Source organism: Bremerella sp. JC817 (assembly GCF_040718835.1).
Classification (GTDB): domain Bacteria; phylum Planctomycetota; class Planctomycetia; order Pirellulales; family Pirellulaceae; genus Bremerella.
This window is the reverse complement of record NZ_JBFEFG010000247.1, coordinates 145,944-167,312: the sequence shown is the minus strand read 5'-3', so window position 1 is coordinate 167,312 and position 21,369 is coordinate 145,944. Positions and strand designations below refer to the sequence as shown.

Here is a 21,369-nt window from a genome sequence, read left to right as displayed (position 1 = left end):
GGCTCTTGGCGGATTCAACACATCACGCAAGGCTTAGTCGAACGTTCGGCAAATGAGGCCACCATCGGCAAGGATGGTGGTACCTGTAATGTAGGCTCCCGCGTCACTACCTAGCAACAAGGCGGGACCTACCATATCCATCGTCTCACCCCACCTTTTGACGGCGGTTCGCTCGGCGAAACGCTGTTTTTGCTCGTCGTTTAACAAGCTCATCGGCAGGTCGGTAGCAATCGGGCCAGGACAAATGCAATTCACGGTGATTCCGTAAGGCCCTAGTTCCAACGCGTGTGCTCTGGCCATACCGATGAGTGCCGCTTTCGTTCCGGAATAGAGTCCTCGACCCGGATTCGAGGCTAGCGCCATGACACTCGAGAGATGGATGATTCGCCCCCAGTTTTTTTCCTTCATCCCCGGAACAACATGGCGGGCTAAACGCATGCACGCGGTGAAGTTGAGTTCTAACACTTCATCCCAAACATCGTCGGTAGTTTCCGTTAAGATTTCAGGTTTGTTCGTCCCGGCATTGTTCACCAAAATGTCGATTCCCTGGAGCGATTGCAGGACGTCGATCGACATCGCATCGACCGCCGCGCGATCTCCCATATCGCAAACGCGATACTCGACTCGGCCGCTGAGCCCCTGGGCGATTTCTTTCGCGGCGGCTTGCAGTTCTTCTTCGTGACGGGCCGTGATGCAGACATCGGCGCCGCATTCGGCAAAGGCTCGGGCAATCGCTTTACCGATTCCCTTGCTGCCTCCCGTTACCAATGCCTTGCGACCGGTCAAATCGAACAGACTTTTTACCGACATGATGCTCGCTCCTTGAAGGGCTAGGGATGGCTCGCCGAAACTAACCTTGGTTCATGCAACGAGGTGGCTGGAAATCGCGATCAACACGACTTCCAGCCACCTCAAAGTGGATTTTCAATTCGCCTGCGCTGCGTCTAGGCCACTGCCAGTCGGCCTGGCGAAGACGTGCGTCAAATGGGAACTACGAACCCAAAGCTTCGACGACCAGGTCGCCGACTTCGGTCGTGCTGTATCCCATCTTGCCAGCGCTCTGGCTCTTCATCTTGGTGCCGGTCACCGTTTGGATGGCCTGCATAACGCGAGCACCAGCAGCGGGCTGACCGGTATGTTCCAGCAGCATCGCAGCAGCACTGATCGCAGCTATTGGGTTGATTACGTTCTTACCGGTGTACTTCGGTGCACTTCCACCCATCGGCTCGTACATGCTGGTACCACCGGCGTCAGGATTGATGTTACCACCAGCAGCAACCCCCATGCCACCCTGCAGGATCCCTGCCAGGTCAGTGATGATGTCGCCGAACATGTTGGTGGTGGCGATCACGTCGTAATATTCCGGATTCTTAACCATCCACATGCAGCATGCATCGACGTGGTTGTAATCTGGTTCGACGTCTGGATAGTCCTTGGCGACTTCCTGGAACGTGCGCCAGATCAGGTCGTGACCGAAGGTCAGCACGTTGGTCTTGGCGACCAGCGTCAGCTTCTTACCTTTCGGGTTGTTTCGCTTCTGGGTGTATTCGAAGGCCCAACGCAACCAGCGTTCGCAACCCTTGCGGGTATACATGGCGGTTTGGGTCGCCACTTCGTCGGCGGTCCCCTTCTTCAGGAAACCACCCACACCGGCATAAAGGTCTTCGGTGTTTTCACGGACTACGACGAAGTCGATTTCCTTCGGGCCCTTGTCCTTCAAAGGCGTTTCGACGCCTGGGTACAGCTTCACAGGACGCAGGTTGATGTACTGGTCCAACTGGAAACGGAGTTGCAGCAACAGGCCCTTTTCCAGGATGCCCGGAGCAACTTCTGGGTGACCGATGGCACCCAGGAAGATGGCGTCGAACTTCTTCAGCTCGTCGACAGCACCTTCTGGCAAGATTTCGCCCGTCTTCAGGTAATGATCACCACCAAAGCCGAAATCGGTCTTCTCGATGGTAAATCCTTCCAGTTTGGCGACCGCGTCCATCACTTTCAGCGCTTCTGCGGTGACTTCGGGGCCGGTTCCATCTCCACCAATAACGGCAATTTTCATGTTCGGTTTCTTTTCGGTAGGTGAGGTGCTGAAGGGTTAACACGCGTCGCGTGGGGAGTCCAAAGCCCCAGTCAAGCTGGCTCTGACGCGACCAAACCCCCAGTTTATCCGTCAATTGGAGGTGTCACAACGGGCCAAACGATTGAGCGCCGCCCAGGCAAACCGCCGCTTTAGAGTGGTATAACCATCTGGCCAAGCTCTATCCAACGGTGCCCCTTCTGCCAGGGCATCACTTGATCACGCGATGAAGATTGCGGGGGAAGTGCCATCCAGGAAAACATGAATGGCATGCGGATGACCAGTTCTCTTTGCTGCCCTGAATTGCTCGGCGCAATTCGGAACAAGTGATCATGGCCGGCGAATCTGGCAGGGAGCAATTCGTTCGCCCTCCCCTAGACTTCAATCGTAAGTCAGCTCTTGTTCCTCGCCGCACCGATCAGTGCTCAGGAGAAGCCGCCGATACAGGGAATGCCCCTTTGACGTTCGACCTGCAACCGTAGGTCCGTCGTTGGGGAGGATCACAAGAATAGCGTCCCAGCGAATTAGTTGTCGCTGAAGGATATCGAAGCAGCGGTCGATTCGCGTCCGACCGGATCTTTCATGAACTGCTGGTAGCAGTCACGACAGAGCCGATAGTCACGTTCGGCCTGATCTTCGTGCAAGGTTGGATCAGCAATGGGATAGACGCGTTCTAACGTATCGGCAAGCGCCGAGAGGTTATCGCGATCGGTATCGTTGTAGTCGTCTTCGTCGAAGCAAGGCTCAATTTCCAAGAACGCAGTGACACGTACGACAAAGCACGGATCGCTGCTTTTGTCAAAAACTTGCTGGCAGCACTGGCAAGTAAATTGACTCATTAGAAAGGTCCTTCCGTTTTGCAGTCGAGAAGACCGCGGCAGTCGCGGCATGTTAGCATGATTTCATCCTAACCTTGCCTCAGAACGGGAAGCAATACGAGTCTGACGAATAAGCGCCATCGCCAGGCAGGCGACAAAAATCCGTTCGGAATCGACTTGACACGCTCTCCCTCAGGAGGTTCGTCTGGCGTTAGCCATCGGAGCGTCGACTTGCCATCGGCGCATGAAAAAAGGCCACGGCAAATCTGCCATGGCCTTCTTTGACGATGCGAGAAGCAAAGTCCGCGGCGCGACTTAATCTTCGGCCAGCGGCTCTTTCTTTTCGGTGATCGATTCGCACTGAGGAGCCATTTCGGCATTCAGTTCGATGAAGCCTTGCCATTCTTCTGGCACGTTGTCTTCGTGGAAGATCGCTTCGACCGGGCATTCCGGCACGCAAGCTTCGCAGTCGATACATTCTTCGGGATGGATGTACAGAATCTTATCCCCTTCGTAGAAGCACTCGACGGGGCACACAACAACGCAATCCGTGTACTTGCAGTTAAAGCACGGTTCGCAGACTACGTGAGTCATCCTATGTATCTCCTGGCCACTGTGGGCACTGTTGAAAACAAGTGTATCAGATCGGGGCGATTGACTTGGGGTTGCCCCGAATCGCAAGTCGCGTCTATGAAAGGTATTCGATGTCCGACCTTTCCTCCGTTTTTTATTCCTGTCTCAATAAGGTGTCAAGGCAACCCAGGCCCATTTCCCCCTTTATCCGAACGTAAAACCTGTATTGAGCTTAAGTCTCAAGTTGTTTAGATTTCCCCAGTCTCATTTGAGCATGTTTTTGACCGTTGGAGCGTCCCCAAGATGAACCCCTCTTCGACCGATTTGCAGTTGATCCGTGACTTGCTCGCGGCCCCTGCCCTGCACTGGCGAACGTTCGTCGATCGTTATGCCAGCACGGTGATCCAGGTCGTTCAGCAGTGCCGACAGTCGCAAAAGTGGACGTTAACCGCAAAAGAGATCGATCAAGTCGTTGTTGCCACTTTCGAGCGATTCGCCGAAAACGACTTGGAAGTGATCCGCCGATTCGACGGCACCGGCAGTTTCAACACATTTCTGACGATCGCAGCGCGACGGATCATCATCCAGGAACTGCAAGATCGCGGGACCGAACAGCGACTGCAATCGGCCCTGCGTGATGCTTCTTCCGAACGCCTGCAGATTCCTGGCGTTTCTTAGATCGAACCGAAGACTCTTAGTGCAAGCCGCGGATCGGGGGGGACTGGTACTCGTTCCGGGCGGCCGTTTCGTACACCGAGCGATTCGGATCGTTGGCCCCTGTCGGCTGATTGCTTCCCAGCGGATAGTTACTGTGCGCTGGGTACTGCGGCGATTGATACGACGGAGTCTGATACTGCGGAGTACCACTCGGATAGCCGGCCGGTGCCTGCTGAACCGGAGCATAGTTGCTCCCTGGCAAAGGCTGACCTGAAGGTAACATCTGACCGTTGACCGCAGCCGGCTGCTGATAAGGCTGCCCAGTCGGTAACGGCTGACTGCCTGGCAATGGCTGTCCCGTTGGAAGCGGCTGCCCGGTCGGCATGGTCTGGCCTGCCGCACCTGCGACAAGGTTAATCTCAGGCACGTCAGGACGATGAGGCCGTCGGAACGTTCCGGTCCCTTCGGTCAACTGATTGATGCGATAGCCAATGATCGAAACGGAGAAGTCAATTCCCGACTTCGGCAAACGGATGTCGACCTTGTAAGGAAGTGACACACCGAAGCTTGGATCGTAGCGATGATTCGAGGCCAACGCCGAAGCGATCGGCTGACCAGCGGCATCGTACATGTGCTGTTCAAGCACGTATCCATACTGCTTGTCGATAACCGTAACCTTGGTGAGCTGCCCCGAGTTAGAACGAATCGTGGTGCGGATCTCGTAGTTGCCGGTCGCTGTTGGATATGGCCCCTGGTGGAAATCGTTGGGATCGAAGTAAGCGAGCCCCATGGCCTGGGCTACCCAGCTTGGTTCGACCGGCAGCATCGTTTTGGCCGGCGAATACTGGAACTCGTCGTGGCGGGCATACATGAGGCCCGGCGAATTGAATCCGCGTCCCCAGACCCAGAACTCTTCTTCATTGCTACCAATGTCGAGTAATTGCCCCGTCAAGGCGGTCTCGCCAATCATGCGAAACTTGTTCGGTGGCATCATGTAGATCTGAGCACGGATCGATGGGAAGCCACTCAAACCGAGCGACGCGCCATCTGATTCCAGCGACTGGACGCGCTGGGTGTTGGTGTTGACCTGAGCCATCAGCTGTTCCATGGTCGGCGGCGCATTGAAGACGACCGGCGACTGGTACAGCGGATCGATTGGCTGGACGAAACGAGGGCAGCCGGCACCACAAGCGAAGCCGACCAGCAAGATCGCGGCGATCCACTGCAGATTGAATTGTGTCACAGGCGCATCCTTGCGTTGCGTGGTTATTCGGCCGCGGGCGGATCCCCGGTTTGCAGCAGCGATGTCAACTCGTTTTGAATTTCAGCAATCCGTTGGGCAGTTGGTTCGACGACCGGGATCTTGTAGTTCCCTTCGCGTTTCAACCCGACCAGCACCAGGCGTTCGACGCCGTCGTCTCCCTTTTCGGTATCATCCAGACGCACAATCTTCCGGCGAACCATCAACAAGCCAACGACATAAGCCGCATCTTGTTGCTGTGGATCTTGCAGCAGCCGCTCGAAGTAATCGAGCATGATGTCGTGCGGAGCCCAACTGACCTTGTTCGATTGTGGATCGGGAATGGTCGCCTTCCACCAGCAGATGGCATTCTCCGGCGGACCTTCCCACGACTCTTTGCTGAAGTCGAGCCGAACGACCTCCGATCCTTCCGGAACGAGGACAGAGAAGTACAAGTCGCCCGGTCGCAGTTCGCGCTCGGTCGCGTGGCACTTTCGGGTACAGCGTTGAATGTCGAAGTCGATCATGGCAGCCATCCTGGATATAAGGGGCGGCAGATCGTACGGAAAACATCGAGACGACTCAAGATGGACGTCCCTGGGGTGCTATCACCTTACGATAGCACCTTTGGGTCGCCAGAGGCCTTTATAGTATCTAGAAGGCGGTGAAGAAGCGGTTGTCGCTGCCGCCATGGCCGATCCGCACTCGGATCTGTTTCGCACACTTAGGACAATTTCCCACGTAGTGCGTTGCCTTCTTGTTTTGATAGATCCGGGAATAGATCCCGCAGCAATCAAATTTCACCCCCAGAAAGGGGCGCGGCTTGCGGCCCTGATCCGAATCGTCGCGCGGAGGTCCAAACTCAGGCTCGCTACTGATATCCAAGCGATCGTTCATGGCTTGGTTCCGTCAGTGCTCTCGGGGGAAGTAGACAGGGAAATCGACGCCGTTTTCTTCATCGGTCGAACGTTCGTGTGGTTTTGGCTGTTTTCGTATGAACGTCCGTGGAAACTCAATCTTCGGGAATCACCACGGCTTGACCGAACCAAACCACAGTAGTAGAGTCATTCATAGCAAATACATCCCATTGCGAGCAAGATTTCCATGATTCAAAACCTTCTACTGCTGCAACTGCTGCTAAGCACCCCAGGGTGTTAGGGAAGGTTTCACGTTCGCACTACAACGAGATTACCAAAAGCCCTAAGGCCCAACGCCTTAGGGCTTTTTTTGTTGGTTTCGAGCTCAAATAATACCATGTCGATGTTTCTTCAATTCGTTCTCTTGGGAGTGGTCAGCGTGCCATGCCTCCTCCTAGTCGGGCCGGCTTGCGGCCGGCTCGTAGGACTTTTCGTTCGTTAAACCACTACCGTTCCCACAGCAAATCTAGAACAAAACCTGATCACCCATGAACGATAAATCGATCAAAATCTTCGACACGACCCTCCGCGACGGCGAACAGTCTCCTGGTGCCAGCATGAACCTGGCCGAGAAGATGGAAATCGCCCAGGCCCTGGTCGACTTGGGCGTCGATATCATTGAAGCGGGTTTCCCAATCGCTTCGCCAGGCGACTTTGAAGCAGTCAAAGAGATCGCCACGAACATTCGCGGAGCCAGCATCTGCGGTCTGGCTCGCTGCAATCCCAAAGATATCGAGCGTGCCTGGGAAGCGCTGAAGCATTCCAGCCAACCACGCATTCACGTCTTCCTCGCGACCAGTGCTATCCATCGCGAGTTCAAGTTGAAGATGACACCTGACGAAATCATCCGTCGCGGTGTCGAAGGGGTTCAACTGGCGGCGTCGTTCTGCGACGACATCGAGTTCTCGCCGGAAGATGCCTCGCGTACCGAGCCTGACTTCTTGTGCCGCGTTGTCGAAGCGGCCATCGATGCCGGTGCGACCACGGTCAACATTCCTGATACCGTCGGTTACGCCACGCCAAACCACATGCACAAGATCATCACCGATCTGAGGAACCGTGTTCCGAACATCGACAAGGCGGTCATCAGCGTTCATTGCCACGACGACTTGGGCATGGCGGTTGCCAACAGCCTGGCCGCGGTCGAAGCAGGTGCCGGTCAGGTCGAATGCACGATCAACGGGATCGGCGAACGTGCCGGTAACGCTTCGCTGGAAGAAGTGGTGATGGCATTGCGCACCCGTCACGACTATTACAACGTCAACACCCGCATCAATACGCGTCGCCTGGTTCCGACCAGCCGCTTGCTCTCGAACATCACCGGCCTTCAGGTTCAGCGAAACAAGGCGATCGTCGGTCGCAACGCATTCGCACACGAGTCCGGCATCCATCAGGATGGCATGCTGAAAGAGCCGACCACTTACGAGATCATGCGTCCTGAGGACGTCGGCCTCGAAAAGACCGACCTGGTTCTCGGCAAGCATAGTGGTCGCGCGGCGTTGTCCGATCGCGCTAAGGCATTGGGCTACCACCTTTCCGCCGAGCAGCTTCAGATTGTCTTCGACGAGTTCAAGAAGTTGGCCGACAAGAAGAAAGACATCTACGACGGAGACATCGCCGCCTTGTGCGATCAACAGATCCGCGGCGAAGTGCGGCAAGGCTGGGCTCTGCACAGCCTCGATGTTGCCCACGGCACCGGCAAGGCTCCGTTCGTGAAGATGACCTTGAAGCGTGGCGACGACATGAAGTCGGCCGAGATCTCGGAAGGTGACGGCCCGATCGACGCCGCTTTCTGGGCGATCGAACGCATCACCGGAGTTCCCATCACTTGCAAAGACTTCCAGGTCCGCAGTGCAACTTTGGGACGTGATGCTCTGGGTGAAGTGACCGTCGAGATTCAGTCGGACAAGAAGATCGCGCGCGGTCGTGGCACTTCGACCGATACGGTGGAAGCGACCGTGCACGCGATTCTGGATGCCGTGAATCGGATCTGCATGACCTAATAGATCGTTCGATCAACCTGCCATCGAAAGGGAAACGAGCCAGACTCCAAGCAGTCCGGCTCGTTTTTTATTGCGCACTCTAGCGCTTTCGTTGCCCAATATCGACGTGCCGATGGTATCGATTATGCCGGCTACAAGCTGCGAGCGAGGGCAGAAACCCTTTGGGGAAGTGTGGATCTCCGTAATCAATATGGTTGTTCCCAGGGCAGTGCCGTCGGACCCTAAACTTTGGATGTCTCACTATGCACCCAGATAAAGGGGATTCAGGAGACTTGGCGGAATGACACCCTTAACGTTGCACGAACCTGGTATCGGCGATGGACGAACTGAAAACGATCGTTCTCGTAGAAGACAACGAGGCGGAAGCTCGGCTCACGATGCAATGTTTGCGTCGTTCAGCGGAACGACCAATCACACTCCACCACGTGACGACACTGGCCGAGGCGATCAAGTTCTCGCGGGAAGTGCCGGTGGATGCCTTCATTCTGGATCTCGGTCTGCCCGACAGTAGTGGGCTGGATGGGATCGTGCGTTTAAAGATCGCGGCGCCAGAGCCTGCGATCGTGGTGCTGACGGGTCACGATGACGAACACGATGCACTGCGATCGGTCCGGATGGGCGCTCAGCTATTCGTGCCTAAGCATGAAATCGCCGGACATATGCATGTCATGCTGCGACTGGTGCGTCAGGCAGTCGCCCGGCAGAAGCAGCTTCTCGATGCACTTGCCCAGGCCCACATCGACCCGTTGACATCGATTGCGAACCGTCGCGGTCTCGACTCGGAACTGGAAAGGAGAATGGCGGACTTCCAGCGACATAACACGCCGTTCTGCCTGGCCATGATCGATGTCGATCACTTCAAGCAAATTAATGATCGCTTTGGTCACGAAATGGGCGATCACATCCTGATGAAGTTGGCCTCGAAACTGGTGGACCACACCCGCAAGACCGATCTTTGCACGCGATTCGGCGGCGAAGAGTTTGCGATCGTCATGTCGATGACCAAATTGGACGAGGCACTGGAAATTTCAAAACGAATCGTCCAGTGCATTCCAAAGCACTTTGCCCAAGATCTGCCAGAAGATACCCAGGTGACCGTGAGCTGCGGTGTGGCCGAGTTCTTACCTGGGGATGAGAGTCGAACTCTCGTTCATCGGGCCGACACCGCGCTTTATGCCGCCAAGCAACAGGGTCGAAACCAGGTGCAACACTATCGCTCGAACCTCGACGTGCTCGACGTTCCGGTGCACGTGTAACGCTACGGCTTGCTACTTAGTTCGATTTCCGCCAGGTCAGTCGAACCATCAGCAATCGTCACCGACAACGGTGTCTTTTCCTTATTGCGATAAGGATCGGGCACCTCGCTCTTGCCTCCCATCTCGGTCGGAACTTTGTCGACGACTACCGAATATTCGCCCGGAGTGATCGGATTGGTGTCGTCTTCGGTAATCGTGAAGCGTCCTTCGGCATCGGTAGTACCGTAATGGACTCCGGTCGCTCCCCCTTCTTTCGGAAGGAGTTCAATGCCCGCTTGCGCGAGCGGATTTCCATCGAGAGTTATCTTGCCGGTGAACGTTTGCGAAGGTGCTTTACCACAACCAATTAGCAACAACGCTACCGAAGCGCAAAGCAGTACGCTGACTTGAGCAAACTTCATACGGATACCTTGGAGAAAGAAGAGATGGGGCGACCGCGGCTGCCAGCCAGCCGCGGGAAAGGTTTCCTACGGATGGATCACACTCGGCTTAATATTCGCCGATCACGTTGCCGTCGATTGGGTTGGTGAGATTGGCCCAGACCGAAGCTTCGATCGTTCCGCTCACCTTCGTGACGCTTCCATCCCCCAGCCCGACATTCATCGCCCCTGGGTGTGGCGAACTACCGCCGCTGCTCGAGTCCCCAGCGCTGGTGTAGACCGGCGTAATCTGGGGTACCGAACAAGTTCCGGTCTTTGGATTCACCCCGCGGCAAATTTGCGGAGCCCATGTTCCGGACGAGTTCGCCCAGAGGCTCGACTTGTTTGAGGTGCACTGACCGTAACGTTCGCCGAAGAAGACCGTATTCGTCAGACCGTCGGTCACCATCGCAATGTTGGTGGCCCCTTCCTGATTGTTGGAAGAGACGTCGCAGAATGCCATGTAGTTCACGCCGTAGTTGCAGACGGCATGCGTCTTGTCGGGTCCGGTTGGGTAGCCATAGCCCGAAGCGCCGGCGGGGCTACGCTCGGATGGGCAGCGATACGCTTCGATGATGTAGTTGTAAACGCGTCGTCCATCGACCGTACTGTCCATGTTCCCACCAGCACCAACGGCTTTGTCGTAGAGCGAGTTCTGTTCCATGTAAGGCAATAGGTGGAAGTAGAACGAGCCTGCCAGGTTATAGAACGGACCTTTCCGCTGAACTTTGGCATTCCATCCATTCGACTTACCGCCGGCCGGTGGAAAGATTCCGTACGTATCGTGCACGTTGTGCGAGGCGATGATCAACTGCTTTACTTTGTTCGTGCACTGCATTCGTCGAGCCGCCTCGCGTGCCTGTTGAACGGCAGGCAAGAGCAAGGCAATCAAGACACCGATGATGGCAATCACCACCAGAAGCTCGACGAGTGTAAAACCTCCGCGCCGGGTCATAGCAAGTCCCTTCCAAATTGTGAGAAATGAGATGAGTCGATGAGAGGGCTTCGCCTGATTTGGGCAGCAAAACCCTGAGAAGAGAAAAAGGAAAAGGGGCGCGGATCGCGTTGACGGCCACCGCACAGAAGCATTTTTACCTAATTTGCATTTTTTGTCGCTATACACTTCTTGATTTCTGAGAAATGTTCGAGAAACCAGCCTTTCAGAAGGGATGATAGACAACCTGAGAAGGCTAGGTGACGACGATGTTCCCTCCCTAAGTGCTGGCATCATCTGCCATATCATCCAGCGACATACTACGCACAGAGAGTCGAAGGCAATCATCGAAATTCGTATCCAGTCGACGATTGCGTTTTCATTCCGCTCCCCCTATACCTACCAATTCGGGGCTTCAATGCACTCCACTACCTCGGTATTCGAAAGTCCTTATGACAGCGTCTCCGGCCTTGTTCCAAGAGTCGATTCCTGCAGACGAGCCAGCAAAAATCGCCAAGCTCATCGAACTTCAACAGGCCCTGCATCAACGAAGCGGTGCCCCAAACAAACGTGCCCAACATCCCAAGCACCACGGGCTGTTGCGTGGCGAAATGATTGTGTCCGATGCGTTTGATTCCGAACTGAAGGTGGGCCTTTTCGCGCAACCGGGTCGCTATCCGATTGTCGCTCGATGCTCCAATGGAATCGCGTTCGACGACAGCCAGAAAGATGTGCACGGCCTGGCGATTCGGATTCGCGGTTTGGAAAACGGCCAGATCCAAGACTTACTTGCCATCGATCAAAGCGAGTTCTTCATTCGCAACCTCGACGTGTATCAAGCACTGCTGGAAGCGAAGCTGAATGGTGGTGGCCGAGCAGGCACCTTAGGTCGGTACTTGATAGCAAGCTGGAATCCGCTTCAGTGGCGTTTCCATGATGCGAGTCTCCTGCTGAAGATTGGGCAGAAGCTCGAGAGCTTTTTGGCAACCGACTATTTCAGTACGACCCCGTACCGACTCGGCCCGTTGGCGGTGAAGTTCCGCATCAAGTTCGTGGTCCCGGGCGGCTTAATCACGCAAGGGGGAAGCCAGGAAGATAAACTCGGGTATCGGTTGGCCCTTCAACTTCAGCGTGGTCCGATCGTGGCGACGCTCTCGTTTCAAAAGCAGCAAGATCCCAAGACCGAACCAACCGAAGATCCGACCGTTCCGTGGAAGACTCCCTGGCGCGAAGTCGCCACGCTGAACTTCCATCAGGGACAAGTTCCTAACGCGGCCGAGAACATGCAGGAAGCCGAAGAACTAGAGTTCAATCCGTGGCATTGCCTGGACGAACATCAGCCGCTGGGCGCGATCAATCGTGCACGAAAACCGATCTACGAGGCGTTGGTGAAACAGCGTAAGTCTCCGCAGCCAGCGTCCTGAGATTGTCTGCGACTAGAACTCGCCCATCGAGCGGATGCAGTTCTGAACCGCCTCGGCGGAATGACGAAACAGCTGCTGCTCTTCCTCCGACAATGGCGGCCTCAAAACGCGCGTGACCCCGGCCCGACCGATTACCGAGGGGAGTGACAAACAGACATCTTTCACGTCAAAGTAATCTTCGATCAGAACGCTCACCGGCATCGTGTGCCGCAGGTCATAGATAATACTGTCGAGGATCATCATCGTGGCGAGGGCGATCCCATAGCTTGTATGGCCTTTCAACCGCGAAACTTCGTAGCCCACGTTGACCGTCTTCTGAAAGAGTTGCCGCGACGTGTCGCTTGGGTAGAAGCGTTCGCCACCGGTCACCGACAACGAGTGGGCCGCGAACTGCGTGTCGCCATGTTCGCCGAGAATGTACGCTCGAATATCGTCTGAATGGATTTCAAGTTCGGCCGAGAGCATCGAACGATAACGCACACTATCGAGCAGCGTGCCAGTTCCAATCACCCGATGCGGCGGAAAGCCAGAGATCTTCAGCGCGGCGTAAGTCAACGCATCGACCGGATTGCTCACGATAATCAAAATGGCATCTGGGCTCGCTTCCACCAGCGGCGGAATCCATTCTTGCAGCACATGGAGATTGTCGGCAGCCAGTTCCGAGCGTTTCCGCGATGGGTCGCCGTAAGGAACCGACGCCGTGAAGACGATGATGTCGGAACCCTTCGAGTCAGGAATATCACCGGCTCGAATTCGCATGTTCGTATTTCGTACCGCACTGGCATGCAAGAGATCGATCGCCTCCCCTTCCGCCTTGTCACGCGTGCGGTTTAGCAGCAAAAGCTCGCTGGCCAAAGGATTGATCGTGGCGGCAAAGGCGATCGCTGCCCCGACGCGTCCGGTACCCACTATCGTGATCTTCATAAGTCGTCATCATTTCTACGGCTCGGTGCCGAAAGTCGCCATCGCTTCGCCTCTGAAAGCACTGTTTGCGCGACGAAGGCTCGCTGAACATGCTGCACAGTTCAGTATGAGGCGGGACCTGAAAACGAACCAGGGTGACCTTGGGATTCGGGAGATGAAGATTCAGTTGCCACAAAATCGCCCAAAAAATATCCCCTTTCGAGCCAAGGAATGCTACCCCACAGAGGTACGCCACTTTACAATGCCGGCTGATTAGCGGAATTCGACCGGAAGGGAAGGAGACAAGAGATGAATCTGGGAACGATGATTGTTTACGCGACGCTGTTTTTGGTGGGCAACTTCATCAGCGTGTTCTTATTGCGGGCAGCGGTGACCGTTTTCAATAAGTTCGTGGGGGAAGCTCCCGAGAGCGAACTCGAAGTGGCGGCCGAACATGGTTTTCGAGGAGTGATCCCGAACTATGGCCGCATCGAAGAGCCGACATTCATCCCTACATTCGCCTTCCTGGTGACGGTCAACGTAATTCTTAACGTGGTCTGGTACATGCTGATGCCAGCCGTTCTGGCCATGCTGGATGTCGAGCGGCTACAGGGAACCCTGTTACTGCTGGTTTACTGCGGGATCGTTTCGGCCAACATCTTATTGTCGTCGATCGTGCTCGCTCGGTTCTTAGATACCACCGTGCCTCGCGCGCTGGCCATTTCGATCATCCAGATCGTGCTGAGCGTGTTGTTCTTCGTCATTGCAGGTACGCTGGTCATGTTGGCGATGGGCTCGTTCGGTTAAGCCTCGAACAAACAAATCTTGATCGCAGACGATCTTCGCCAACCAGCGACGACCGCTTAAGCAACGAAGGCTGCGTAGTAGAAGATCCAGCCAGTGACGGCGGTCAGCAGCATGCCGATCGCAGCGATGCGGCCCCAAAGGATATGCGCCTTGCTATGGGGACCTGGCTGAGGCGGACTCGGAAACTTGGCCAGGCCATGCCAGATGACATAGATCCAGAGAAACGGAGTCGGCACGGCGAACAGTAAATGGAAGTACAAAAGGCCATTGACTGTGGGCATGCCGAAGCTGGATGGTGCCGCCAGTTCTTGCCAATCGGTGAAGAACCGCATATCGATTTCAAACGCCAAGACCGCCAGCAAGAGTACGCTGCCGGTAACGATCTGGATCCACTTGTGCAGTTGAAACAGGCGGCGGTAGCGCACCAGATAGATGCTGACCCCCAGAATCAAAATGATGCCGAACATCGCCAGAAAGACGAAGTCGATCATCACCGATCCACGGGTTGGCAGAAACCCAGCGTTTTGAGCAAGTAGCGTCCAGACGTTCATCAATTAGCCCCGTTGCGAGCACGGAAGTAGTCAATCGAGTCGGCCGCCCGCTTTCGATTACTATCGTCACCCAGTGATGATACCACCGCAGAATTTCTTTCCCAGACCGCTTGAACTCTAAGTTTCTCGCGGAGTTACGCCAATCCGCAGCCGCTCTGCTAGCAGCCGGAATCTTGTTTTGAAAACTGGCCTGTCGGCGAATAGGCCGTTTTGACATACTCTCGCCCGATTATTTCCCTGGATTTGCTTCAGCTTGAGGATGTCCATGCGCGAGTTGTCCCTATTCATTCCCTTCGCCGACTGGAACGAATCGATCCGTCAGCAGGTGGAAACGATGGCGGACGTGCTATGCGCGTTGGACCTGAAGGGTGAAGTGATCTTGCTTTCTCTCTCCGCCGACAGCCAGGACACCCCGCGGTCGCTTGACCAGCGGGAGGGCATCCGACGGGTAGAGATTCGCCGGCCAAGGACCTATTCATCGGCCCTGTTTTGCGGGACTCAGGTAGCCGAAGGCGAATTGGTCATCCACTTGCCGGCCGAGCTCAGTATTCCGGGCGTTGTGCTTCAAGGAATGCTGCAGCAGCTGATCCAGCAAGATTTAGTCATTGTTTCGACAAGTCAGAATCATGTTTCGAGAATGTCAGTCGTTTCGGACTGGCTCACTCGGCGCATGGGAGGAGCGGCACGATTGGATGTTTCGCGGTTGGTGTGGGGAGCACGCCGTGAAGCGTTAGTCCGTTTGCCACAGATTCAAGGGCTTAGCCGCGGCTTACCCTTACTGGTTGGCATGCAAGGATACCGCGTCGCCATTTGCCCTTCGAACTCGATCGGTGGCCAGCCGACGGAATCCTCCCCACTTCCCGATTGTTGGTCCTGGAAAGATTGGGCCGGGCACCGCTGGTTACAACAGCGATGGACCCAAGTCGATTTCAGCGAAGCAAGTCGTTCGCCAGATCTAATCCCTGATCTGCGTGTCGCTTTCTTCGAAGACGAATCACGACGCAAGGCGGGCTAAAAAGGTTGACGGAACCGATGGAGATTTTTTTCAGCGTCGGCGAACCGAGCGGCGATTTACATGGCGCGAATTTAATTCGTGCGCTGAAATCGCGCCGACCAGACATACAATGCGTTGGTTATGGCGGGCCGAAGATGGCCGAAGCCGGATGCCAACTGCATGAAGATCTTACGCGCTGGGCCATTATGTGGGTCCTGCGGGTGATCTTGAATTTACACAACTTCGTTGGCCTCCTACTGCGGGCCAATCGATACTTTCGCGATCACAAGCCAGACGCGGTGGTGCTGATCGACTACCCTGGTTTCAACTGGTGGATTGCCCGTCGCGCCAAGGCGCATGGCATCCCGGTCTTCTATTACGGAACCCCTCAGCTATGGGCTTGGGCCGAGTGGCGTGTCGGCAAGATGCGCCGCCTGGTCGACCATGCCCTGTGCAAGCTTCCGTTTGAAGAGCCTTGGTACCAGGAGCGCGATTGCAATGCGACCTACGTGGGTCATCCTTACTTCGACGAACTCGAGAATCAGCATCTCGATACCGACTTCGTTCGTCAGCAAAGCGAAAACCCCCGACCGCTGGTAACACTGCTGCCTGGTTCGCGGAGCCAGGAAGTCACGTCGAACCTCCCAATCTTCCTGGAAACCGCCAAGAAGATTCGGGCCGAGGTGCCTGGCGTGCGTTTCGCGATCGCGGCCTTTAGCGACAAGCACGCGGCGTTGGCCTTCGAGCATGTTCTGGCTTCCGGAGTGGAAGCGGAAGTGCATGTCGATCTCACGCCAGAGCTGATCCATAGTGCGACTTGCTGCCTGGCTTGTAGCGGATCGGTCTCGCTGGAACTTCTTTATCACGAGAAGCCAGCGGTCATCCATTACAAGATCAGCCGGTTTGCCCACTGGGTGCAAAGCCATTTCCGTAAGGTGAAATACATCACGCTGGTCAATCTGCTTTCGCGGAACGACTTGTTTTACGAGAACGGCTACTACACCTACGACCCCGACGCCGAAGGGGCCGAGCAAGTGGTCTACCCTGAGTACCTCACCTATCGCAATCGCAGCGACGACATGGCCAAGCGAATTGCGAATTGGTTGAAGGCACCAGAATCGACACGGAACACGGTCGAACAGCTGCGAGCTTTAAAGCAGCGCGTCGTCGGCCAAGGTGCTTCCAGTCGGGGTGCGGACTATATCTTGTCGCATATCGAACAGGGTCAGCAATCGCCAGCTGAGAAAGCGGCCTGACTCGCAGGCCGCTGAGCCATTGGCGGAATCAAGTTAACCAATCACGAACGTCTCGCCCGGCTTCAAGATATGCGGCGTGGCGTTTGTTTCGTGGCGAATCTTGGAAGCCCATTCGACAGCATCTTGTTCGATGGGTGGCCACGTGTTGTAGTGCCCTGGAATCACGTTCTTGGGCTGCAGCATCTTCACCGCGCGGATCGAATCGGCCGGGCCCATCGTATAGAAATCGCCGATCGGCAAAACGACGGCATCGAGCGTCATGTCGCCGATCAGTTTCATATCACTGAACAATGCCGTGTCGCCGGCAAAGTAAACTTTGCGATCGGCCATCTCGACGACAAAGCCGGCTGGCATGCCGCCGTAGGTTCCGTCCGGCAAGCCATTGCTGTGCAGTGCCAAGGTCATGTGTACCGAACCGAAAGGCATCTTCAGCGTTCCGCCCAGGTTCATTCCGATCGCTTCTTTCACGCCCTTGCCTGACAGCCACGAAGCAGTCTCGACCATCGTCACGACTGGAGCGCCGGTTCGTTGCGCCACTGAAACCACATCGAGCGTGCCATCTTCGTTTGCCCCAACATGGTCGCCATGACCATGGGTCAGCAAGATGGTATCGGCTTCGACCTTATCGGCAGCGATATCGGCGGCCGGGTTACTGGTGAAGAAGGGATCGATCAGAATCTTGTGATCCGCCGAATGGAGCGACCAGGTACCGTGTCCGTGCCAGATTAGCTTCAATGCCATATGAGGGTTTCTCCTTTAGAAACGGATCGCAGATTCGTACATGGCGACTTCTTGGGTACGCCCGCTGGTCTCACCACCATAGCGGACCTGACTTAAGGATGCCAAGTCCCAACCTTGTTAAGCTTTAGTGGCTTTTTACCTACCCGCCTACGTGGTTGTGAAATGGCTGAAAAAGCTGATAATTGACCACATACAAATCATTGCACTTTACCCACCCATCACCTGAAAAGATTCCAGAGAGAGCAACGCCATGGACCAAATTGATCTGGTTCGCAGCCTGAAGTCGAAGAACAACACCAAGATCGTCATGTTTGTTGGCGATGGCCTGGGTGGGCTGCCTCACGAGCCAGGCGGCAAGACCGAACTGGAAGCTGCCCAAACGCCCAATCTCGATGCACTCGCCGCGAAAAGCGTGCAGGGCGCCAGCATCCCTGTGAAGCCAGGCATCAGTCCCGGTAGTGGCCCTGGTCACTTGGGCCTGTTCGGTTACGACCCACTGAAGTACCTGATCGGTCGTGGTGCCTTGGAAGCCACCGGCATCGGTCTGCCACTGCAAGATGGCGACGTGGCCGTTCGCTGTAACTTCTGCACTGTCGATGCCGACGGCAAGATCACCGATCGCCGCGCCGGTCGTATCCCGACCGAAGAGAGCGCTCCGCTGGCCGAAAGCCTCAACGCCATCAAGATCCCCGGTGTCGAAGTGATCGTGAAGCCAGTGAAGGAACACCGCTTCGTGGTCGTCTTCCGCGGGGGCGACGGTCTGGGGGGCAACGTTGCCGACACCGACCCACAGGCGACCGGCGTTCTGCCGCTGGATCCAGTCGGTGCCGACGAATCCAGCCAGAAGACGGCTGCCATCGCCAAGCAGTTCTTCGAAGAAGCGAAGAAGATGCTGAAGGACGAAAAGAAGGCGAACTGCCTGACCATGCGTGGCTTCTCGGCCAAGCCTTCGATTCCAACCTACGAAGAAGTCTACGGCCTGAAGGCGGGGGCCATCGCTGTCTACCCAATGTACAAGGGTCTGGCGAGCCTGGTCGGCATGGACATCCTGGGCAACGCTCAATCGCTGGACGACGAACTGGAAGTGCTGAAGCAGCACTGGGAAGAGTACGACTTCTTCTTCATCCACTTCAAGTACACCGACTCGAGCGGTGAAGATGGCGATTTCGACGCCAAGGTCAAACGCACCGAAGAGTTCGATGCCCAGATTCCTAAGATCCTGGCTCTGAACCCAGACGTCCTGATCGTCACCGGCGACCACAGCACCCCATCGTTCCTGGCAAGCCATAGCTGGCATCCAGTTCCGACCATGCTGTACTCGAACTGCTGCCGTCCTGATGGTCACACCACCTTCGGCGAATCGACCACAGCTCGTGGCGGCCTGGGACACTTCGAAGCTCAATACCTGATGACCCTGGCCATGGCCAACGCCGGTCGTCTGCAGAAGTACGGCGCGTAAGCAATTCGCAACCGCCAGCCAATCCAAGAAAGGGACGGGGAACACCTCGTCCCTTTTTTCGTGCCCTTACTCAGGCTCGAAGCGAGCATCCAGCCAGTTGGCATGATCGAGCACGTCGGCACCGTCGGCGAACTCGACGACCAGGGCGATGCCCTTCATACCCTTCACCGAAACATCGACGTCTTTCGGAGCCTCGCCTCCGCGGACGATCGGGCTTTCGTAAGCGACCTTCCAATCTTTGCCGGTCTGACTGGTGTAGACCTTGAAGACCACACTGCCAGCCCCCTTGGTATCGTCGTCGATGCCCACCTTCGCTTTGAACCGGGCATCGCCTGGATCGACCTTGTACGCCAACCGCGATGTCGCATGCATGCCAATCCCTTTCTGGCTGACATAGCGATCCGACTTCAGCGTTCCCCCTTGGACGTTGCGGTCCTTCTTGTAATCCCACTGGGTACTGAGGAATCCAAGATTCTTGAACCCAATCGCTTCGAGATCGCTTAGATATCGCACGCCAGTTCCGACAGGACGAAGATAGGTCACGAACATGTAGGCGTTTTCAAGCACCGATGACTTCAGCGAGACGCCGCTGGGCAAGCGAACTTGCAATCGTTCGTCGTGCAGCTTGATTTGATTGGCCAGCAGCAGCGAGCCATCGCGTAGACCGACCCAGACTCCCTGCCCTGGCGGCGGAAGATTGCCCGCCGTCTTCGCGAATAGGATCTCGCCAACGCGGTTTCGCTCTAAGGTCAGCAGTTTCTTGCCGACTTGAAACTCGACATCCAGCGCGGTCAGCCGGCGAAAGGTCCCTTCGACATGATCGCCGTTGATCAGAGCCAACCGATCCCGAGTGCCGTCGTAGGCTTGAATCCGATCGAGTGCCAGTTGGGTTTGATCGACTTCAGGATGAGCCCGCAACAAGATGCCTCGCAACGGCCGGAGCGGTAAAGTGATTTCGTCCCACAGCCGAGTGTAGCCATGCAGCGAGTTGCCTTGCGTGTGCAATTCCTTCGCAACGATCCGGGTGCCATCGTCAAACAACACCACGCCGTCATCTTCGATCAGTTCGGGATTGCCAAAGCGGACGACCTGGCCGACCTCGATCGTCGACTCGCCGGTCCAATGTTCAAGATCGGCGATCTCGCGGATGGCGACGTTGGTCGTTGGCTTTCCGATAGAGACCAGTGGTCCAGTGACGACCGACTGGGCATGGCATACCGAAGCCGCCAATACCAGACAGCACCACAACATTGTGCGAACAATCACCAGCATCATTTTTGGAAGATCGGAAGATAGTTGTTGGGAAGTTGCAGCACGATACACGCCATCGCCGTCCCATATTCAGGACAGATAAAGTCGGTCCAGAAACCTTGGGCCGTCTGTCGATCTTGCAGGACCTCGCGGATCATTCGGTAATAGCGTTCCCACCGTTGCGAGCCGACATGCCAGAAGGCCTGGGCCGCGTAGTACTGGCCATAGAAGAAGTGATTATTGCCGCGGAAGGTACTTTCCTGCGGCAGGTTGTCATCGAGGTACTTCAGGGCTCGCTCGATGATCTCTCCTTCGTACAAACCGGCACTGTAAAGAGCGACCACGCCTGCGGCCGAACGTGGGAAGGCACTCGGTCCGCCGGTCAGCATGTAGCTGAAACCACCATCTGGATTCTGGCTGCGGGTGACATAGTCGACACAGCGATCGACCGTTTCGTTCGGTACGAAGATGCCCGCGTTACGTGCTGCTCGTAGAGCCATCATCTGGCAGACCGTGACCGAAATATCGGCTTCACTTCGGACCGGCTGGTAACGCCAACCGCCGTCGGCATTCTGCGTATCGACAATCAGCTTGATCGCCGCTCGAACCGTATCGCGAAGTTCCGGCACGCCGGTCATGCCGTAGACCTCCGCCAGGAACAACGTCGCGAAACCATGGCCATACATCGGACCATGCGTTCGGGCATTGGGCAGGGCGACAAAGCCACCGCTTTGCGTATTGGCCAGCAGGTAATCGAGGCATGCAGAAATATTGGCCCCGTACGGTCCGCGATTGGGCGAACTGCCCGATGCCATGAAGGCGAGACCGGCCAGCCCGACTACCGCCGTGTTGGCACGATAGCCATCGGAACCGAACGCGCCGCGCTGCTGCCCTTGCGTCGTCTGCCGTTCCGCCAAGTACTGCAGACCTTGGTTGATGCTCAATTGAATGTCGGGCGTGATGAGTCCACTGGAAGCACGCCGCGAAGTGCCACGCCATTCCTGGGCGGCGAGCATTGAACCAATGCTCCCGGTGCCAGCAGCAGCCAGGGCGGACTTCAACATCGTTCTGCGTGAATAATGATCCATGGTC

At 56.0% G+C, this 21,369-nt stretch carries 22 protein-coding genes; 8 read left to right on the top strand and 14 right to left on the bottom strand.

The annotated features are described in order from the left end of the window. Nucleotides 1-33 precede the first annotated feature (33 nt). The 4 genes from AB1L30_RS03780 to AB1L30_RS03765 all read right to left on the bottom strand — a co-directional run bounded on the left by AB1L30_RS03780 (nt 34) and on the right by AB1L30_RS03765 (nt 3,486). A complete protein-coding gene (locus AB1L30_RS03780; protein ID WP_367012054.1) occupies nt 34-810 on the bottom strand; it encodes an SDR family NAD(P)-dependent oxidoreductase in 777 nt (258 codons plus the stop codon). A 181-nt stretch (nt 811-991) separates the two neighbouring features. Further along, the gene (locus tag AB1L30_RS03775) at nt 992-2,056 is read right to left on the bottom strand and encodes a 3-isopropylmalate dehydrogenase (protein WP_367012053.1); all 1,065 of its coding nucleotides are present in this window, start codon (nt 2,054-2,056) and stop codon (nt 992-994) included. Nucleotides 2,057-2,598: 542 nt separating this feature from the next. After that, nucleotides 2,599-2,913 (bottom strand): hypothetical protein, encoded by a 315-nt coding sequence (locus AB1L30_RS03770; RefSeq protein WP_367012052.1) that lies wholly within the window; start codon nt 2,911-2,913, stop codon nt 2,599-2,601. A 294-nt stretch (nt 2,914-3,207) separates the two neighbouring features. After that, a complete protein-coding gene (locus AB1L30_RS03765; RefSeq protein WP_345087078.1) occupies nt 3,208-3,486 on the bottom strand; it encodes a ferredoxin family protein in 279 nt (92 codons plus the stop codon). A 282-nt stretch (nt 3,487-3,768) separates the two neighbouring features. Between AB1L30_RS03765 and AB1L30_RS03760 the strand changes: the two genes are divergently transcribed. Continuing rightward, the gene (locus AB1L30_RS03760) at nt 3,769-4,143 is read left to right on the top strand and encodes a hypothetical protein (RefSeq protein WP_367012051.1); all 375 of its coding nucleotides are present in this window, start codon (nt 3,769-3,771) and stop codon (nt 4,141-4,143) included. Between the two features lie 16 nt (nt 4,144-4,159). Here AB1L30_RS03760 and AB1L30_RS03755 read toward each other — a convergent pair whose 3' ends face one another. The 3 genes from AB1L30_RS03755 to AB1L30_RS03745 all read right to left on the bottom strand — a co-directional run bounded on the left by AB1L30_RS03755 (nt 4,160) and on the right by AB1L30_RS03745 (nt 6,259). Then, nucleotides 4,160-5,365 carry a hypothetical protein gene (locus AB1L30_RS03755; RefSeq protein ID WP_367012050.1) on the bottom strand — a complete coding sequence of 402 codons (1,206 nt, stop codon included), beginning with the start codon at nt 5,363-5,365 and terminating at the stop codon, nt 4,160-4,162. A 23-nt stretch (nt 5,366-5,388) separates the two neighbouring features. Then, nucleotides 5,389-5,889 (bottom strand): hypothetical protein, encoded by a 501-nt coding sequence (locus AB1L30_RS03750; RefSeq protein ID WP_345087084.1) that lies wholly within the window; start codon nt 5,887-5,889, stop codon nt 5,389-5,391. Nucleotides 5,890-6,016: 127 nt separating this feature from the next. Continuing rightward, nucleotides 6,017-6,259: a hypothetical protein gene (locus AB1L30_RS03745; protein ID WP_367012048.1), complete on the bottom strand. Its 243-nt coding sequence runs from the start codon at nt 6,257-6,259 to the stop codon at nt 6,017-6,019. A gap of 508 nt (nt 6,260-6,767) precedes the next feature. Between AB1L30_RS03745 and AB1L30_RS03740 the strand changes: the two genes are divergently transcribed. Next, complete coding sequence (locus AB1L30_RS03740; RefSeq protein ID WP_367012046.1) at nt 6,768-8,282, top strand: 2-isopropylmalate synthase; 1,515 nt, start codon at nt 6,768-6,770, stop codon at nt 8,280-8,282. A gap of 317 nt (nt 8,283-8,599) precedes the next feature. Further along, on the top strand, nt 8,600-9,538 hold the full coding sequence (locus tag AB1L30_RS03735; RefSeq protein WP_367012045.1) for a diguanylate cyclase: 939 nt from the start codon (nt 8,600-8,602) through the stop codon (nt 9,536-9,538). Nucleotides 9,539-9,540: 2 nt separating this feature from the next. On the opposite strand, the gene AB1L30_RS03730 is transcribed toward AB1L30_RS03735, so the two are convergent. Both AB1L30_RS03730 and AB1L30_RS03725 read right to left on the bottom strand, forming a co-directional pair. Continuing rightward, nucleotides 9,541-9,939 (bottom strand): carboxypeptidase-like regulatory domain-containing protein, encoded by a 399-nt coding sequence (locus AB1L30_RS03730; RefSeq protein WP_367012044.1) that lies wholly within the window; start codon nt 9,937-9,939, stop codon nt 9,541-9,543. A gap of 88 nt (nt 9,940-10,027) precedes the next feature. Beyond that, complete coding sequence (locus AB1L30_RS03725) at nt 10,028-10,912, bottom strand: DUF1559 domain-containing protein (RefSeq protein WP_367012043.1); 885 nt, start codon at nt 10,910-10,912, stop codon at nt 10,028-10,030. A gap of 431 nt (nt 10,913-11,343) precedes the next feature. Between AB1L30_RS03725 and AB1L30_RS03720 the strand changes: the two genes are divergently transcribed. After that, a complete protein-coding gene (locus tag AB1L30_RS03720; RefSeq protein WP_367012041.1) occupies nt 11,344-12,315 on the top strand; it encodes a hypothetical protein in 972 nt (323 codons plus the stop codon). Nucleotides 12,316-12,327: 12 nt separating this feature from the next. On the opposite strand, the gene AB1L30_RS03715 is transcribed toward AB1L30_RS03720, so the two are convergent. Then, on the bottom strand, nt 12,328-13,239 hold the full coding sequence (locus AB1L30_RS03715) for a lactate/malate dehydrogenase family protein (RefSeq protein WP_367012040.1): 912 nt from the start codon (nt 13,237-13,239) through the stop codon (nt 12,328-12,330). Nucleotides 13,240-13,527: 288 nt separating this feature from the next. Between AB1L30_RS03715 and AB1L30_RS03710 the strand changes: the two genes are divergently transcribed. Beyond that, nucleotides 13,528-14,025, top strand: coding sequence for a hypothetical protein (locus AB1L30_RS03710; protein ID WP_367012038.1), 498 nt, complete (start codon nt 13,528-13,530; stop codon nt 14,023-14,025). A gap of 56 nt (nt 14,026-14,081) precedes the next feature. Here AB1L30_RS03710 and AB1L30_RS03705 read toward each other — a convergent pair whose 3' ends face one another. Then, nucleotides 14,082-14,576 (bottom strand): DUF420 domain-containing protein, encoded by a 495-nt coding sequence (locus AB1L30_RS03705; RefSeq protein WP_367012037.1) that lies wholly within the window; start codon nt 14,574-14,576, stop codon nt 14,082-14,084. A 265-nt stretch (nt 14,577-14,841) separates the two neighbouring features. Here AB1L30_RS03705 and AB1L30_RS03700 point away from each other — a divergent pair, with 265 nt between their 5' ends. Continuing rightward, nucleotides 14,842-15,591, top strand: a complete 750-nt coding sequence (locus tag AB1L30_RS03700) for a hypothetical protein (protein WP_345087104.1) — start codon at nt 14,842-14,844, stop codon at nt 15,589-15,591. A 17-nt stretch (nt 15,592-15,608) separates the two neighbouring features. After that, nucleotides 15,609-16,826: a lipid-A-disaccharide synthase gene (gene lpxB / locus AB1L30_RS03695; RefSeq protein ID WP_367012036.1), complete on the top strand. Its 1,218-nt coding sequence runs from the start codon at nt 15,609-15,611 to the stop codon at nt 16,824-16,826. A 33-nt stretch (nt 16,827-16,859) separates the two neighbouring features. Here the strand turns inward: lpxB and AB1L30_RS03690 are convergent, their stop codons facing one another. Further along, entirely contained in the window at nt 16,860-17,567 is a 708-nt protein-coding gene (locus AB1L30_RS03690) for a metal-dependent hydrolase (protein WP_367012035.1), read from the bottom strand. 250 nt (nt 17,568-17,817) lie between these two features. Here AB1L30_RS03690 and AB1L30_RS03685 point away from each other — a divergent pair, with 250 nt between their 5' ends. Continuing rightward, entirely contained in the window at nt 17,818-19,026 is a 1,209-nt protein-coding gene (locus tag AB1L30_RS03685) for a 2,3-bisphosphoglycerate-independent phosphoglycerate mutase (protein ID WP_367012034.1), read from the top strand. A gap of 66 nt (nt 19,027-19,092) precedes the next feature. Here the strand turns inward: AB1L30_RS03685 and AB1L30_RS03680 are convergent, their stop codons facing one another. Together AB1L30_RS03680 and AB1L30_RS03675 are read right to left on the bottom strand one after the other, a co-directional pair. Then, nucleotides 19,093-20,292 carry an NPCBM/NEW2 domain-containing protein gene (locus AB1L30_RS03680; RefSeq protein WP_367012033.1) on the bottom strand — a complete coding sequence of 400 codons (1,200 nt, stop codon included), beginning with the start codon at nt 20,290-20,292 and terminating at the stop codon, nt 19,093-19,095. A 5-nt stretch (nt 20,293-20,297) separates the two neighbouring features. Beyond that, nucleotides 20,298-21,341: a prenyltransferase/squalene oxidase repeat-containing protein gene (locus tag AB1L30_RS03675; protein WP_367012032.1), complete on the bottom strand. Its 1,044-nt coding sequence runs from the start codon at nt 21,339-21,341 to the stop codon at nt 20,298-20,300. Nucleotides 21,342-21,369 lie beyond the last annotated feature (28 nt).

Excerpts from the sequence above, each read along its gene's own strand:
- AB1L30_RS03780 (WP_367012054.1), bottom strand. The coding sequence starts at position 810 with ATGTCGGTAAAAAGTCTGTTCGATTTGACCGGTCGCAAGGCATTGGTA.
- AB1L30_RS03775 (WP_367012053.1), bottom strand. The coding sequence starts at position 2,056 with ATGAAAATTGCCGTTATTGGTGGAGATGGAACCGGCCCCGAAGTCACC.
- AB1L30_RS03770 (WP_367012052.1), bottom strand. The coding sequence starts at position 2,913 with ATGAGTCAATTTACTTGCCAGTGCTGCCAGCAAGTTTTTGACAAAAGC.
- AB1L30_RS03765 (WP_345087078.1), bottom strand. The coding sequence starts at position 3,486 with ATGACTCACGTAGTCTGCGAACCGTGCTTTAACTGCAAGTACACGGAT.
- AB1L30_RS03760 (WP_367012051.1), top strand. The coding sequence starts at position 3,769 with ATGAACCCCTCTTCGACCGATTTGCAGTTGATCCGTGACTTGCTCGCG.
- AB1L30_RS03750 (WP_345087084.1), bottom strand. The coding sequence starts at position 5,889 with ATGATCGACTTCGACATTCAACGCTGTACCCGAAAGTGCCACGCGACC.
- AB1L30_RS03745 (WP_367012048.1), bottom strand. The coding sequence starts at position 6,259 with ATGAACGATCGCTTGGATATCAGTAGCGAGCCTGAGTTTGGACCTCCG.
- AB1L30_RS03740 (WP_367012046.1), top strand. The coding sequence starts at position 6,768 with ATGAACGATAAATCGATCAAAATCTTCGACACGACCCTCCGCGACGGC.
- AB1L30_RS03735 (WP_367012045.1), top strand. The coding sequence starts at position 8,600 with ATGGACGAACTGAAAACGATCGTTCTCGTAGAAGACAACGAGGCGGAA.
- AB1L30_RS03730 (WP_367012044.1), bottom strand. The coding sequence starts at position 9,939 with ATGAAGTTTGCTCAAGTCAGCGTACTGCTTTGCGCTTCGGTAGCGTTG.
- AB1L30_RS03725 (WP_367012043.1), bottom strand. The coding sequence starts at position 10,912 with ATGACCCGGCGCGGAGGTTTTACACTCGTCGAGCTTCTGGTGGTGATT.
- AB1L30_RS03720 (WP_367012041.1), top strand. The coding sequence starts at position 11,344 with ATGACAGCGTCTCCGGCCTTGTTCCAAGAGTCGATTCCTGCAGACGAG.
- AB1L30_RS03715 (WP_367012040.1), bottom strand. The coding sequence starts at position 13,239 with ATGAAGATCACGATAGTGGGTACCGGACGCGTCGGGGCAGCGATCGCC.
- AB1L30_RS03710 (WP_367012038.1), top strand. The coding sequence starts at position 13,528 with ATGAATCTGGGAACGATGATTGTTTACGCGACGCTGTTTTTGGTGGGC.
- AB1L30_RS03705 (WP_367012037.1), bottom strand. The coding sequence starts at position 14,576 with ATGAACGTCTGGACGCTACTTGCTCAAAACGCTGGGTTTCTGCCAACC.
- AB1L30_RS03700 (WP_345087104.1), top strand. The coding sequence starts at position 14,842 with ATGCGCGAGTTGTCCCTATTCATTCCCTTCGCCGACTGGAACGAATCG.
- lpxB (WP_367012036.1), top strand. The coding sequence starts at position 15,609 with ATGGAGATTTTTTTCAGCGTCGGCGAACCGAGCGGCGATTTACATGGC.
- AB1L30_RS03690 (WP_367012035.1), bottom strand. The coding sequence starts at position 17,567 with ATGGCATTGAAGCTAATCTGGCACGGACACGGTACCTGGTCGCTCCAT.
- AB1L30_RS03685 (WP_367012034.1), top strand. The coding sequence starts at position 17,818 with ATGGACCAAATTGATCTGGTTCGCAGCCTGAAGTCGAAGAACAACACC.
- AB1L30_RS03675 (WP_367012032.1), bottom strand. The coding sequence starts at position 21,341 with ATGTTGAAGTCCGCCCTGGCTGCTGCTGGCACCGGGAGCATTGGTTCA.